Source organism: Stenotrophomonas sp. MYb238 (assembly GCF_009496535.1).
Classification (GTDB): Bacteria; Pseudomonadota; Gammaproteobacteria; order Xanthomonadales; family Xanthomonadaceae; genus Stenotrophomonas.
Genome location: NZ_WIDL01000006.1, coordinates 26,978 through 40,907, shown reverse-complemented (window position 1 = coordinate 40,907; position 13,930 = coordinate 26,978). Strand labels below are relative to the sequence as shown.

Below are 13,930 nucleotides of genomic sequence, written 5' to 3'. Positions count from 1 at the left end.
ACGCGCATGTCCACGCACGAACTCAAGCATCTGATCAGCGACGCCCCCCGGGTGATGGTGGTCGATGGCTCCAAACTGGTGCGCAAGCTGATCTCCGACGTGCTGCAGCGCGAGCTGCCGGACGTGGAGGTGGTGGGCTGCGCCGGCATCGATGAGGCCCGCGCGGCGCTGGCGGCCGGCCCGGTGCATCTGGTCACCACTTCGCTGGCGCTGCCCGACGGCGATGGCTTGGCGCTGGCGCGCAGCGTGCGCGAGGCGGCCGGGCAGGCCTACGTGCCGGTGATCGTGGTGTCCGGCGACGCGCAGCGCCATCTCGAGCAGCGCCGCTTCAACGAATTCGTTACCGACTATTTCGACAAGGCGCTGGGCCACGAGGCGCTGGCGACCTTCATCCGCGGCTACGTGCAGCCCGAGCCGGTGCCTGGTGCGACCGTTCTGTATGTCGAGGACAGCCGCGTCGTGGCCGAAGCCACCAAGCGCATGCTCGAGCGCCACGACCTGCACGTGGTGCACGTGCTCACCGCCGAGGACGCGTTCTCGCTGCTCACCGCCGAATCGCTGGGCCGCACCACGCGGCGCATCGACCTGGTGCTCACCGACGTCACCCTCAAGGGCGAGCTCAACGGCCGCGACGTGGTCGAGCGCGTGCGCATCGACTTCGGCTACGGCAAGCGCCGCCTGCCGGTGCTGGTGATGACCGGCGACAGCAACCCGCACAACCAGTCCGCCCTGCTGCAGGCCGGCGCCAACGACCTGGTGCAGAAGCCGATCGAGGAGCGCCTGCTGGTGACCAAGGTGCTGTTCCAGTTGCGCCTGACCCGTTTGGCGCAACCGGTGGTGATGCCGTGAGCACTGCCCCGAACATCCAGCTCGAACCCAGCTGGAAGGCGCGCGTCGGCGACTGGCTGCTGCGTCCGGAAATGCGCGAACTGTCGGCTTTCCTGCGCCAGCGCAAGGCCGCCGGCGTCCGCGTGTTCCCGCCCGGGCCGCAGATCTTCGCCGCCTTCGACGCCACCCCGTTCGACCAGGTGAAGGTGGTGGTGCTCGGCCAGGACCCCTACCACGGCTTCGGCCAGGCGCATGGCCTGTGCTTCTCGGTGATGCCCGGCGTGCCGGTGCCGCCGTCGCTGCTGAACATCTACAAGGAGCTGGAGGACGACGGCAATGTCGTTCCGCCGTTCCGCCGCCCGGACCACGGTTGCCTGCTGCCATGGGCGCGGCGCGGCGTGCTGCTGCTCAACGCGGTGCTGACCGTCGAGGAAGGCCGCGCCGGCGCCCACCAGGGCAAGGGCTGGGAGGGGTTCACCGACCACGTGGTCGACGTGCTCAACCGCGAGCGCGAGGGACTGGTGTTCCTGCTCTGGGGCAGCTACGCCCAGGCCAAGGGCAAGGTCATCGACACCCGCCGCCACCGCGTGCTGAAGGCGCCCCATCCCTCGCCGCTGTCGGCCCACCGCGGCTTTCTCGGCTGCCGGCACTTCTCCCAGACCAACGACTACCTGGCCCGCCACGGCCAGGCGCCGATCGACTGGCGCCTGCCGCCCCGGGCGGAACTGGAAGCCGGGCTCGCCGGCGGCTGAACGCCGGGGGCCTGTCATGACGCGGCGACGCGCTTCCTGCTAGGCTGGACGGCCTGCTTCCATTGATCCGGATGGGGAGGTTTCAGGGGCTTCCGGGGTCGTTTTTCGACAAATCTGGAACACTGGAACTTTTTCTGTACCGAGCAGTCCAATAGCCCGACTGCTAAGATGAGGTCCTATGAGCCCGAACACCTCTACTGCCCTTGTGGCAAACAATCTTCCGATCCCCAGCGCGCTCGGCTCGCTGGATGCCTATATCGGTGCCGTGCACCAGATTCCGGTGCTGTCGGTCGACGAGGAACAGGATCTGGCACGCCGCTTCCGCGACGGGCAGGACCTGGACGCCGCGCGCGAGCTGGTGCATTCGCACCTGCGCTTCGTCGTGCACGTGGCGCGCGGCTACAACGGCTACGGCCTGCAGCTGGGCGACCTGATCCAGGAAGGCAACATCGGCCTGATGAAGGCGGTCAAGCGTTTTGACCCGGACATGGGCGTGCGCCTGGTCTCCTTCGCGGTGCACTGGATCCGCGCCGAGATGCACGAGTTCATCCTCAAGAACTGGCGCATCGTCAAGGTCGCCACGACCAAGGCGCAGCGCAAGCTGTTCTTCAACCTGCGCAAGTCCAAGACGCGCCTGGGCTGGATGAACGCCGCCGAGGTCAGCGCGGTGGCCAAGGACCTGAACGTCTCCGAGCGCGAAGTGATGGAGATGGAATCGCGCCTGTCCGGCCGCGATGTCGGTTTCGATGCGCCCGCCGACGAAGACGACGACCATGCGCCGCCGTCGCCGGCCGCGTACCTGGTCGCGCGCGACGAGGATCCTTCGCAGGCCTATGAGCGCCAGGACAGCGAAGAGAACCAGATGCAGCTGCTGCGCGAGGGCCTTGCCAACCTGGACCAGCGTTCGCGCGACATCATCGCCCGCCGCTGGCTGGATGCCGACAGCAAGGTGACGCTGCAGGAACTGGCCGACGAGTACGGCGTGTCGGCCGAGCGCATTCGCCAGATCGAGGCCAACGCGCTGAAGAAGATGAAGGCGCTGTTCGCCGCCTGATCTTGCGGTGGTTCGACGGTACAAGAAAAAAGCCCGGGGAAACCCGGGCTTTTTCGTTGCATGGCCAGCGTCGCCGCACGATCCGCATCGTCTTGCCCGGATCGCGACGGGAGATCGTACTCGCGCCGTCGCGGCAGTGTAGATTCGCGCTTCTGCATCCACGAACGGAGACGACAATGAAGGGAAACTGCCTGTGCGGCGCGATCGAAGTGACGGCCAACGATGCCCGCCAAATCGGGCTGTGCCATTGCAGCATGTGCCGGCGATGGACCGGCGGGCCGTTCTTCGCCGTGCATTGCGACGACAAGGTACGCTTCGACGGCGATGCGGTGAGGACGTTCCGTTCGTCGGAATGGGCCGAGCGCGGGTTCTGCGGCACGTGCGGCAGCACGCTCTACTACCGGCTGGTGCCCGATGGCGAATACTTCGTGTCGGCCGGCCTGTTCCTGGGCCACGACTTCGAACTGGCCAGCCAGATCTTCATCGACGAGAAGCCCGCGTTCTACGAACTCGCAAATGACACCGAGAAGCTGACCGGACAACAGGTGTTCGAGCGCTTCGCGCCCGGCGGTGCGTGACGCCGCCGGCGTTCATTCCCGTGGTGGTCCGCCCTCGGGCGGATCGCCGTCGACATCGCCGAAGATGATGCGCGCGCTGCGCTGGTAGCTCCAGTACGCGACCGCCCAGTTGAGCAGCACCACCAGTCGGTTGCGGAAGCCGATCAGGAAGAACACGTGCGCGGCCAGCCAGAACCACCAGGCGAGCAGGCCGGAAAGCTTCAACCGGCCCATGTGCACGATGGCGGCCATGCGCCCGATGGTGGCCAGGTTGCCCTGGTCGCGATAGCGGAAAGGCGGCGGCGCGGCGCGCTGTTCCAGCCGCGCCCGGATCGTGGCGGCCACGTATTTGCCCATCTGCTTGGCCGCCGGCGCCACGCCTGGCACCGGTCGCCCGTCGGCCTGCGCTAGCGCGGCCAGGTCGCCGGCGACGAAGATGTCCGGATGGCCGGGCACGGTGAGGTCCGGCCGCACCTGCACGCGGCCGGCGCGGTCCAGCGGCGTGTCCAGCGTGCGCGCCAGCGGCGAGGCGGCCACGCCGGCGGCCCAGACTACGGTGCGCGCGGGAACGAATTCCTCGCCGAGCTGGAAGCCTTCGGCATCGATGGCGGTGACCGGCGTGTCGGTACGCACTTCCACGCCGAGCCGTTCCAGCTGCCGGCGTGCCTTGAGCGAGAGCACTTCCGGGAAGCTGGACAGTACCCGCGGGCCGGCTTCGACCAGGCGCACCTTCGCCGAGGCCGGATCGATATGGCGGAATTCGTTGCGCAGGGTGTGGCGCGCGATCTCGGCCAGGGTGCCGGCCAGTTCGACGCCGGTCGGGCCGCCGCCGACGATGGCGAAGCTGAGCCACGCCGCCTTCTTCGCCGGGTCCGGTTCGGCCTCGGCCTTCTCGAAGGCCAGCAGCAGCCGGCGCCGCAGCGCCAGCGCGTCGTCCAGCGTCTTCAGGCCCGGGGCATGCGGCGCCCACTGGTCGTTGCCGAAGTAGGCGTGGGTGGCGCCGCTGGCCACCAGCAGCAGGTCGTAGTCCAGCGTGCCGCCGTCGCGCAGCCGCACCTGGCGGCTCTGCTTGTCGATGCTCTCCACCTCGCCCAGCCGGACCTCGACGTTGCGCTGGTGGCCGAGGATGTGCCGCAGCGGCGCGGCGATATCCGGCGCCGACAGGCCGGCGGTAGCGACCTGGTACAGCAGCGGCTGGAACAGGTGATGGTTGCGGCGGTCGATCAGGGTGATGCGCAGCTTCGCGCCGGCAAGGGCGCGGGTGGCCCAGAGGCCGGCGAAGCCGCCGCCGACGATCAGCAGGCGGGGAGGGCGGTCGTGGGGCATGCGGTACTCCGGTGGGGGCCGGTGGGAGGCGTGACAACCGGCCACCATCTTCGCACGGGGTACGCAGGGCGATGTCGATAATTGATACTGGTTCCACTCGAATGCCATGGAGAGAACGCCGTGTCCGATCCCGAGAAGCGCATCGCCCTGCTGATCGATGCCGACAACGCGCCGGCGGCGAAGATCGACGAAGTGCTGGCCGAGGTGGCGCGTTTCGGCGTGGCCAATGTGCGTCGCGCCTACGGCAACTGGAAGAGTCCGCGCCTGAAGGGCTGGGAATCGGTGCTGCACGAATACGCGATCCGGCCGATCCAGCAGTTCGCCTATTCCAAGGGCAAAAACGCATCGGACATGGCGATGGTGATCGATGCGATGGACCTGCTCTACGCGCGCAACCTGGACGGTTTCGCCATCGTCTCCAGCGATGCCGATTTCACCCCGCTGGTGATGCGCCTGCTCACCGACGGGGTCAAGGTCTACGGTTTCGGCGAGAAGAAGACGCCCGATCCCTTCGTCAATGCCTGCTCGCAGTTCACCTACCTGGAGGCGCTGGGCCAGCCGCACGCCAGCGCGCCCGAGGTGGGGCCGGACGCGGGCGACGAAGCGGTGCGCCCGCGCAAGGGCGGCGCCGAGCTGCGTGGCGACACGCGGCTGGTGAAGATGCTGCGCCGCGCGGTGACCGCGGCCGAGGGCGAGGACGGCTGGGCGCACCTGGGGCCGGTCGGCAGCCAGATCGGCAACCAGGCGTCGTTCGATCCGCGCAACTACGGCTACGGCAAGCTCAGTGACCTGCTCGCGGCGACCGGCCTGTTCGAGCTGAAGAAGGACGGCAAGTCGTCCTATGTGCGCGCGCTGCCGAAGAAGGCCGCCGCCAAGACCGGGAAGCCGGGCGCAGCGTGATGGCGGGCGGGCTTCGACGCCGGCACGGCGGAACATCGCTCCCGCCTTTGCCGACACGTGGACACGCGTGGCGTATCGTGCAGGCCTGGCAACGGCCACAACGGGAACCGGAATGCTGAAGATCTGGGGACGCCGCAATTCGAGCAACGTGCGCAAGGTGCTGTGGTGCGCCGAGGAGATCGGCCTGCCGTACGAATCGATCGAGGTCGGCGGCGCCTTCGGCGGCACGCAGACGCCGGAGTACCGGGAGATGAATCCCAACGGGCTGGTGCCGGTGATCGAGGACCACGGCCTGCCGGTGTGGGAATCCAACGCCATCGTCCGCTACCTGTCGGCGCGCTACGCGCTGGGCACGCTGTACCCGGAAGACCCGGCCGCGCGCGCGCAGAGCGAGAAGTGGATGGACTGGACCCTGTCGAGCTTTGCCGTCGCCTTCCGCGACCTGTTCTGGGGCGTGGTGCGCACCGCGCCGGCCGACCGCGACGCCGCGCGCATCGATGCGTCGCTGGTGCGCTGCGGCGAGCTGCTGGCGCTGGCCGACGCCGAACTGGCGCGGCAGCCGTGGCTGTCCGGCGGGACGTTCGCGATGGGCGACATCCCTTTGGGCGCGTTCGCCTACGCCTGGTTCGAGATGCCGATCCAGCGGCCGGACCTGCCGCATCTGGCCGACTGGTATGCGCGCCTGCAGCTGCGCCCGGCCTACCGCAATGGCGTGATGACGCCGCTGACCTGAGGTGTGCGGGTACGGTGGATGGGAGAGGCGCCGCATGAGGCACGTGCAGGGGTGCACTGTAGGAGCGCACTTCAGTGCGCGATTGTGGCCTCCCAAGTAATGCCCCATCGCGCACTGAAGTGCGCTCCTACGGGTGTGCGTTTCCGGTGAGATCCATGCTGAGCAGGCCCCCGCATCTACGAAGCCAACTCCGCGCAAACGGCGACAGCCGCCTGTACCAGCGCGGCTGTCGTCGTGGACTGCACCGAAGGGCAGGGATCAGAACTTCCAGTTCAGGCCGAGATACACGACACGACCGGCATAGCTGTTGGAGTAGAAGCGGGCCTTGGTGTCGTTGCCCAGGTGGGTGCGCGTCTCTTCCTTGGTCAGGTTCAGCACCGAGGCGCTCAGGCTGAGGGCCGGGGTGACGTTGTAGGCGGCGTTGAGGTCGATCTGCTGGTAGGGCTCCTGATAGAGGTTCAGGCCGCTGACCAGACCCTGCACCACTTCGCCGCGACGGTTCCACGAGGCGCGCAGCAGCAGCTTCTCCACTTCATAGAACACGGTGAAGTTGGCCTGGTTCTTGGCGCTGCCGACCAGCGGCGACTTGCCGATCTCGGTGCCGTCCTCCAGGGTGATGGCCGCTTCGTTGGTGTCGTTCCAGGTGTAGTTCGCTTGGAAGCCCAGGCCGAAATCCAGCGTGTGCTGGGCATAGAACTCCAGACCCTGCGAAACTGCGTCGCGGCCGCCGGCGGTGGTGGAGTAGTTCTGCACGACCACGTTCTGGCCGCCGACGTTTTGCGTCACGTCCTGCACCACCGGCACCGAGAAGTTGCTGACGTCCTTGCGGAACAGGTCCAGGCCCACCACCGAACCGGGGTGGAAGTACCACTCCAGGCCGATGTCGTACTGGGTGGCCTTGTAGGCTTCCAGGTTCTTGTTGCTGCCCGAGCCGTACCAGCCCTGTTCGCCGGCGCCGCCGGTGAGGCGGCGGTCGTTGACGTATTCGGGGCTGAAGTATTCCAGGCTGCCCGGGGAGGCGATGTTGCCGTAGCTCGGGCGCGCGATCACCTTGGAGGCCGCCGCGCGCAGCAGCAGGTTCTCGCTCAGGTCATAGGCCAGGTTGAAGCTCGGCAGCACGTCGGTGTAGCTGCGGTCCAGGCCGCTGATCGCGAACGATTCGCTGCGCTGCTGGTCGTCCGAGAGCCTCCAGTAGCCTTCGGTGCCGCAATAGGTATCGGCGGGTGCGCTGCCGGGTACCGGGTCGGTCTTCTGGCAGGCCAGCGGGTTGCCGTTGGCGTCGTCGAAGAAGTAGTCGTTGTAGGAGGTGACCTTGTCGGTGGAATCGGCGTGCTGGCGGGTGCTGACCAGGCGCACGCCGACATTGCCGCGCAGGCGCTCGGTGCGGAAGTTGGCCTGCAGGTAGGTGGAGTAGATCTTTTCGTCCACGTTGTAGACGAAGTTGTCCTCGTTGCGGGTCTGCATCGGCCCGTAGGTCTTGTTCAGATAGGCGATGTAGGCCGGGTAATTGATGGCCGGGAACGCACTGGCGTTGATGCCGCCGGCCAGGTTGCCCATCGCGTACAGGAACTCGGGCGAGAACTGCTGGGCAAGGTCGTTGCAGCGCCCGTTCCAGTAGCGGTTGCCGTAGTCGCCAGGGTCGCTGCCCGGGCAGGCCCAGTAGCTGTTGCCGGTGCTGCGGTGGATGCCGCCGTCGCGGTACTTGACGCCGAACTGCAGCGATTCGAGGAAGCCGGCGTCGTTGTGCCAGGTGGTATCGATCTGGGCGTACTTCTGTTCGGTGGTGTTGCGCGTCCACGACGAACCGGTCGAGCCGAGGTCGACCTGCAGGATGCCGTTCTTCAGGTTCTGCATCAGTTCCGGCGAGAACGCCATCGACGGCGTGCCGGTCAGGTTCCAGGAGCTGGCCAGGTTGCCCAGGTTCCAGCTACCGTCCGCGTTCTGGCTGCGCGGCTTGAGCGGCACCGAGAACTGCAGCGAAGGGCCGCCCTTGGCCCAGGTGCGCCCGCCCTTGAAGGCGATGTCGACCGACTCGCCCTGCCATTCGGCCGAGAAGTCGGCGGTCTGCGACAGCGCCTTTTCCAGGTTGTAGCTGCCGGTGATCTGCGGGGTCGGCACGGTGCAGTCGTCCGAGCCCCAGCCGCCCGGCGCCATGCCACCGGCGGCGGCTTCGCCCTCGCTGCAGTAATAGGTCTTGCCCGGGTGCCGGCTGTAGTCGGCGCCGGTGACGATGGTGCCGCTCGGGTCCATGGTCAGCCCGTCGAGCAGGCGCCCGCCTGCCCAGTTGCCGTCTCCCCAGTAGCGGGCGATGTTCCATTCCGGCACCTTGATGGTGTGGGTCTGGGAGTTCTGCGACAGGTCGAAGCGGAAGTAGTTCGCGGTCAGGGTCAGGTTGTCCAGCGGCTTGAACTGGAAGGTCAACTGGCCGCCCTTGCGCTCGCGTTCCTCGTCCTTGACGTCGAGGTTCACCGAGGTGGGCATCATGAAGCCGGTGTAGTACTTGCCGCTCTGGTCGTAGAAGCCGGTACCGCCCCACCAGTTGGAATTGAAGTCCGAGGGATTGCCGTTGACGTCGACTGCGGTGCCGCCTTCGTCGCGGCCATACCATTGCCAGCTCTCGGTGCTGGCGCCCATGGTGCGGGTGGTGCGCTTCTGGTCGGTATAGCCTACGAATACGCCGAAGCGATCGTCCTTGTCGTGCCAGGCGTACGAGGCGGAGAGCTGGCCGTCGGTCTTGCGGGTGGTGTCGGCCCAGGTGCCTTCGACGGAGACGAAGCCGGTGTTGGATTCCATGTCCAGCGGACGGCGCGTGTGCAGGATCACCGTGCCGCCGATGCCGCCTTCGTCGATGCGCGCTTCCGGCGACTTGAACAGCTCGGCGCTGCCCAGCATGTTCGACGGTAGCAGCGTGTAGTTGAACGAACGGGTCGGGTCGCCGTTGGATTCGGCGGTGGCGATGTAGTTGCCGTTCAACTCGGTCAGGGTCAGTTCCGAGGACAGGCCGCGCACGCTGACGTTCTTACCTTCGCCGCCGCTGCGGGTGATGATCACGCCCGGCACGCGCTGCAGCGCGTCGGCCACGTTCTTGTCGGGGAACTTGCCGACGTCCTCGGCGGTGATGACTTCCACCACCGCGTTGGCGTCGCGTTTCTGCTGCAGGCTCTTCTCGATGGCGTAGCGGTAACCGGTGACGGTGACGGCATCGAGCGTGGTCGCGTCGGGCGAGGACGCGGCTGCCTGCTGGGCGAAGGCGCTGGCCGGCAGGACTGCGGCGGCCAGTGCGATGGCGATGGCGCCGGACAACGAGCTCCGGGCGTGCGTGCGTGATTTCTGTTTCATTCCACTCTCTCCCTCTCCTGGATTGGAATCTGATCGCTGGTACGAAAGGACTTGAATCGATCTAAGTTTTGAAGCCGGATACCCCGGTGGAACCGGAGGCGTTTCGTGCATGGATCGAGCAACGGACCGGGTCCGTTTCCCCTGTTCGCAGGCAATCGCAAGTCGATCTCTATTTGGATCGATCTAAACGAATGACGCGGATTTTTTAGCACAGCGCCATCGTCGACGCATGTTGCTGCGCAATAAGTCGGAGCCCGACGGCAAGCGTCGCGATCCGTGCCCAGGGGCCTCGAAAGAGGCTTGCACCCACATGCCTTGCGGGCGGTGGGCGACGTTTAGCCGGCGAGGGGCGGTACCTCGGCGCCGGGGATGGACCGCCTATGCCGATGCCTGCCGGAAACGGCCGTGATGCTGCGGCGCAGAATGCAGCCGGACGAATTGCCATGGTTTACTTGAATCGATCTAAATTCAGTGCATGTTCCATTTGGAACGATGGAAGGCCTGGTGATCGCCCGGATGCGGACCTCGTCCGCAGCGGTTGGTCGCCCGGTCTAAGGGGAGAAAACCATGACCGAATCGAATCGCCGGTTTCCATCCGCCTGCAAGCCGGCTCCGGCAGCGCGGGCCGTGCGCCATCCACCTGTTTCCTGATCCCGGCACTCTCCCCATCCCCCGCGGATGGGCCGGGCATCACCGGTCCGGCTCCGGCCGGACCACCCTATCCACGCATCGACATCGACCCTGAGGAACCACCGCATGCGCCGATCGCCGTCTCCCGCCCCCCGCCACCGCTCAGCTGCTGGGCTCGCCTGCCTGCTGGCGCTGGCCTTCGTGTCGTCGCTCCCGGCTGCGCCGCTCGCGCTGGAGCGCGAGGTCAACACCTTCATCGGCAGCAAGGACGACGGCAACACCTTCCCGGGCGCGTCGGCGCCGTTCGGCCTGATCCAGGTCAGCCCGATCGGCAGCCACTACTCGGGCTGGCGCTACGACGACGAGAAGATCCGCGGTTTCGGCCATTCGTTCGTGTCCGGCGCCGGCTGCTGGGAGCAGGGCGGGCAGGTGTCGGTGCTGCCGGTCACCGGCAGCATCGGTCCCGGCGGCGACTTCGACACCGCCGATGCCAAGCGTTTCGACCACAAGCGCTACGCCTCGGCCTACAGCCATGATGGCGAAGTGGGGCAGGCCGGCTACTACAGGGTGCGCCTGACCGACTACGGCGGCATCGACGTGGAGGCCACCGCGCGTACCCGCGCCGCCGCCGAGCGCTACACCTTCGGCGCCGGCAGCGCGGAAGGCCACGTGCTGGTCAACCTCGGCCAGGCCAACGAGCGCCATTCGGTGATCGGCAGCGTGATCGACGTGGTCGGCGACCGCGCGGTGGAAGGCAAGCTGGTCACCAAGAGCTTCTGCGGCGGCCACCAGTACACCACCTGGTTCCGCATCGAGTTCGACCGCCCGTTCAAGGCCTTCGGCACCTGGGGCGAGCAGGGCGGCCTGCCGGGCGCGCGCCACAGCATGGAAGGCGAGCTCAAGCCCAACGGCGCGTGGCTGAGCTTCGACTTGGCCGATGGCAGGTCCGTCACCGCCACCAGCGCGATCTCGCACGTCGACGCCGAGGGCGCGCGCAACAACCTGCGCGCCGACGGCATGGACGGCGACGCCCTGCTCGGTTTCGACCGCATGCATGACCTGGCGCGGCAGGGCTGGCGCAGGGAACTGGCGGGCGTGCAGGTCGAGGGCGGCAACGCCGACGACCGCACCGTGCTGTACACCGCGCTGTACCACGCGCTGCTGATGCCGATGACCGGCAACGACGCCGATGGCCGCTACCGCGGTTACGACGACGCGATCCACCGCGCCGACGGTTGGACCTACTACGAGTACTTCTCGCTGTGGGACACCTACCGCGCGCAGAACCAGTGGCTGGCGTTGACCAAGCCGGACGTGGCGCGCGACATCGGCCGCACCCTGCTGGCGATCGACGAACAGGGCGGCTGGCTGCCGCGCTGGGGCTATGCCAACTTCGAGACCAACATCATGACCGGCGACCCGGTCACGCCGTTCATGGTCGACCTGTGGCGCTTCGGCGCGCTGGCCGGCCGCGAGGGCGAGGCCTGGGCCGCGCTGCGCCGCAACGCCTTCGGCATGCCGCCGCTGAACTCGCGCGCCGCCGGCCGCTCCGGCAACGCCAGCTACCTGCGCGACGGCTACGTGGTCTACGACCGCGCGTTCCCGTCCAAGGGCATGGACGTGGACCCGCACCACGGCGGTTCGGCCACGCTGGAGTACGCGCTGGCCGATTGCGCGCTGTCGCAGATGGCCGATGGCCTGGGCCATGCCGACGACGCGGCGGTGCTGCGCGAGCGCGGCCGCAACTGGCACAAGGTATGGGACCCGCAGGTGCGCGACGCCGAGACCGGCTTCAGCGGTTTCCCGCGTCCGCGCGACGAGCACGGCAAGTGGTACACGCCGGCCGACGGCCACTACAGCCCGCGTTCGCAGCACGGTTTCCACGAAGGCACCGCCTGGCAGTACCAGTGGCTGGCGCAGCAGGACGTGCCGGGCCTGGTGACGGCGATGCACGGCCGCGAGCAGGCCGGGCGCCGGCTGGACGCGTTCTTCGCCTACGACGCGTTGGCGCAGGCGCCGCTGACCGCCGCGCGCAAGGAGTGGGTGGTCGGCCCATACAGCTACTACAACCAGTACCGCTACAACCCGAACAACGAGCCGGACCTGCACTCGCCGTGGATGTACACGCTGATCGGCCAGCCGTGGAAGACCGCCACGGTGGTGCGCGCCGCGCAGCAGCTGTTCACCAACGCGCCCAACGGCGTCACCGGCAACGACGACCTGGGCACGATGTCGGCGTGGTACCTGTTCAGCGCGCTGGGCCTGTACCCCGCGGTGCCGGGCAGCGGCCAGTTCCTGCTGCATGCGCCGCGCTTCGCAAGGGCCGAGATCGCGCTGGGTAACGGCCGCACGCTGCGCCTGCAGGCTCCCGGCGCCGATGGCCGCAGCCTGCAGTACATCCAGGGCGTGCAGGTCGACGGCAAGCCGCAGCGCGCGGTGTGGCTGGACTGGGCGCAGCTGAGCAAGGGCGGCACCATCCGCTACGCGCTGACCCGGCAGGCGCCGGAGCAGGGCTGGGGCACGGACGTGGCCGACCTGCCGGTCTCCTGGTGCGCCACGCCCGGCAGCACGATGGAATGAGCCGGCGAGCGGGTGACATCGCGAAAGGAAGCCGCCGCCTCCCGATCAACGCGCGGCGCTGCGGGGTTCCCCGTTCCCACTTCCCCATCCCCCGCTTTTAAGCTGTGACGTTTCCGCCCACCTCCGAGCGACGATGAGCAACGACACTTCCACCACCGGCAAATCCGCGCGCAGGGCCGGCAAGCGCGCGGTCACCGTCACCGACATCGCCCAGGCCGTGGGCGTGTCGCGGGCGACCGTGTCGCTGGTGCTGCGCGGCAGCCCGCTGGTCAACGTCGATACCCGTGCCCGGGTCGAAGCCGAACTGCGCCGGCAGCGTTACGTGTACAACCGCACCGCCGCCAACCTGCGGCGGCGCACGTCCTCCTCGATCGCGCTGGTGATCAACGACCTGTCCAACCCGTTCTTCGCCGAATTCGCGTCCGGCGTGGACGAGGCGCTGGGCGGCAAGGGCTACGTGACCCTGCTCGGCAGCACCGGCGAATCGCCCGAGCGGCAGCAGGCGGTGCTGAGCACGCTGATGGAGCACACGCCGACCGGCTTCATCCTGTCGCCGGCCGAAGGCAGCGATGCCGCGCAGCTGCGCCAGGTGCTGGGCGCGCATGCCAACGTGCTGCTGTTCAACCGCGAACTGCCCGGCGCCGACTGGGATTTCCTGACCATGGACAACCAGCAGGGCGCCTACCTGGCCACCCGCCATCTGATCGAGCGCGGCCACCGCGACATCGCCTTCTTCGGCGGCCACGCCGCCTCCAGCTCCTGCCACCAGCGCCGCGCCGGCTACCAGCAGGCGCTGGCCGAGGCGGGCCTGCCGGTGCGGCCGCAATGGATGATCGAGTCGGCGCCCAACCGCCTGGAAGCGGCCGCGCGCACCGGCGAACTGTTCGCCGATGGCGAACGCCCGAGCGCGGCGGTCTGCTACAACGACACCGTCGCGCTGGGCCTGATGCTGGGCCTGACCTCGCGCGGCATCCGTCCCGGCGGCGATTTCGCCGTCACCGGTTTCGACGACATCTCCGAGGCCTCGGTGGCGGTTCCGCCGCTGACCACGCTGATCGCCGATCCGCGCGAACGCGGGCGCCAGGCCGCCGCCCTGCTGCTGCAGCGCCTGGACAACCCCGACGCGCCGCCGATGCGCACCGTCGCCCCGGTGCAGCTGCGCATCCGCGAAAGCAGCGCGGCGCGCCCGACCTGACCCCCTTTCTTTCTTCCGACCCCACCGCACCCCGAG

The 13,930-nt window shown here is 68.0% G+C and carries 10 protein-coding genes; 8 read left to right on the top strand and 2 right to left on the bottom strand.

All coding sequences use genetic code 11. The annotated features are described in order from the left end of the window. Positions 1-6 precede the first annotated feature (6 nt). From CQ393_RS05780 to CQ393_RS05765, 4 genes are all read left to right on the top strand, one after another. A complete protein-coding gene (locus CQ393_RS05780) occupies positions 7-849 on the top strand; it encodes a response regulator (protein WP_153190649.1) in 843 nt (280 codons plus the stop codon). Beyond that, positions 846-1,580, top strand: a complete 735-nt coding sequence (gene ung / locus CQ393_RS05775) for a uracil-DNA glycosylase (protein WP_343199657.1) — start codon at positions 846-848, stop codon at positions 1,578-1,580. The genes CQ393_RS05780 and ung overlap by 4 nt, the downstream gene beginning before the upstream one ends. A gap of 178 nt (positions 1,581-1,758) precedes the next feature. After that, on the top strand, positions 1,759-2,634 hold the full coding sequence (gene rpoH, locus CQ393_RS05770; RefSeq protein WP_153190648.1) for an RNA polymerase sigma factor RpoH: 876 nt from the start codon (positions 1,759-1,761) through the stop codon (positions 2,632-2,634). 176 nt (positions 2,635-2,810) lie between these two features. Then, entirely contained in the window at positions 2,811-3,212 is a 402-nt protein-coding gene (locus CQ393_RS05765) for a GFA family protein (protein ID WP_153190647.1), read from the top strand. 12 nt (positions 3,213-3,224) lie between these two features. Here CQ393_RS05765 and CQ393_RS05760 read toward each other — a convergent pair whose 3' ends face one another. Next, entirely contained in the window at positions 3,225-4,517 is a 1,293-nt protein-coding gene (locus CQ393_RS05760; protein ID WP_153190646.1) for an NAD(P)/FAD-dependent oxidoreductase, read from the bottom strand. Positions 4,518-4,637: 120 nt separating this feature from the next. Between CQ393_RS05760 and CQ393_RS05755 the strand changes: the two genes are divergently transcribed. Further along, positions 4,638-5,417 carry an NYN domain-containing protein gene (locus CQ393_RS05755; RefSeq protein ID WP_343199655.1) on the top strand — a complete coding sequence of 260 codons (780 nt, stop codon included), beginning with the start codon at positions 4,638-4,640 and terminating at the stop codon, positions 5,415-5,417. A gap of 112 nt (positions 5,418-5,529) precedes the next feature. Then, on the top strand, positions 5,530-6,150 hold the full coding sequence (locus CQ393_RS05750; RefSeq protein ID WP_153190645.1) for a glutathione S-transferase: 621 nt from the start codon (positions 5,530-5,532) through the stop codon (positions 6,148-6,150). 258 nt (positions 6,151-6,408) lie between these two features. Here the strand turns inward: CQ393_RS05750 and CQ393_RS05745 are convergent, their stop codons facing one another. After that, positions 6,409-9,489 (bottom strand): TonB-dependent receptor, encoded by a 3,081-nt coding sequence (locus CQ393_RS05745; RefSeq protein ID WP_153190644.1) that lies wholly within the window; start codon positions 9,487-9,489, stop codon positions 6,409-6,411. Positions 9,490-10,245: 756 nt separating this feature from the next. Between CQ393_RS05745 and CQ393_RS05740 the strand changes: the two genes are divergently transcribed. Together CQ393_RS05740 and CQ393_RS05735 are read left to right on the top strand one after the other, a co-directional pair. Beyond that, entirely contained in the window at positions 10,246-12,699 is a 2,454-nt protein-coding gene (locus CQ393_RS05740) for a GH92 family glycosyl hydrolase (protein WP_153190643.1), read from the top strand. Positions 12,700-12,832: 133 nt separating this feature from the next. Beyond that, positions 12,833-13,894, top strand: a complete 1,062-nt coding sequence (locus CQ393_RS05735; RefSeq protein WP_153190642.1) for a LacI family DNA-binding transcriptional regulator — start codon at positions 12,833-12,835, stop codon at positions 13,892-13,894. Positions 13,895-13,930 lie beyond the last annotated feature (36 nt).

Coding starts and splice junctions, on each gene's coding strand:
- CQ393_RS05780 (WP_153190649.1), top strand. CDS start 7: ATGTCCACGCACGAACTCAAGCATCTGATCAGCGACGCCCCCCGGGTG.
- rpoH (WP_153190648.1), top strand. CDS start 1,759: ATGAGCCCGAACACCTCTACTGCCCTTGTGGCAAACAATCTTCCGATC.
- CQ393_RS05765 (WP_153190647.1), top strand. CDS start 2,811: ATGAAGGGAAACTGCCTGTGCGGCGCGATCGAAGTGACGGCCAACGAT.
- CQ393_RS05760 (WP_153190646.1), bottom strand. CDS start 4,517: ATGCCCCACGACCGCCCTCCCCGCCTGCTGATCGTCGGCGGCGGCTTC.
- CQ393_RS05750 (WP_153190645.1), top strand. CDS start 5,530: ATGCTGAAGATCTGGGGACGCCGCAATTCGAGCAACGTGCGCAAGGTG.
- CQ393_RS05745 (WP_153190644.1), bottom strand. CDS start 9,489: ATGAAACAGAAATCACGCACGCACGCCCGGAGCTCGTTGTCCGGCGCC.
- CQ393_RS05740 (WP_153190643.1), top strand. CDS start 10,246: ATGCGCCGATCGCCGTCTCCCGCCCCCCGCCACCGCTCAGCTGCTGGG.
- CQ393_RS05735 (WP_153190642.1), top strand. CDS start 12,833: ATGAGCAACGACACTTCCACCACCGGCAAATCCGCGCGCAGGGCCGGC.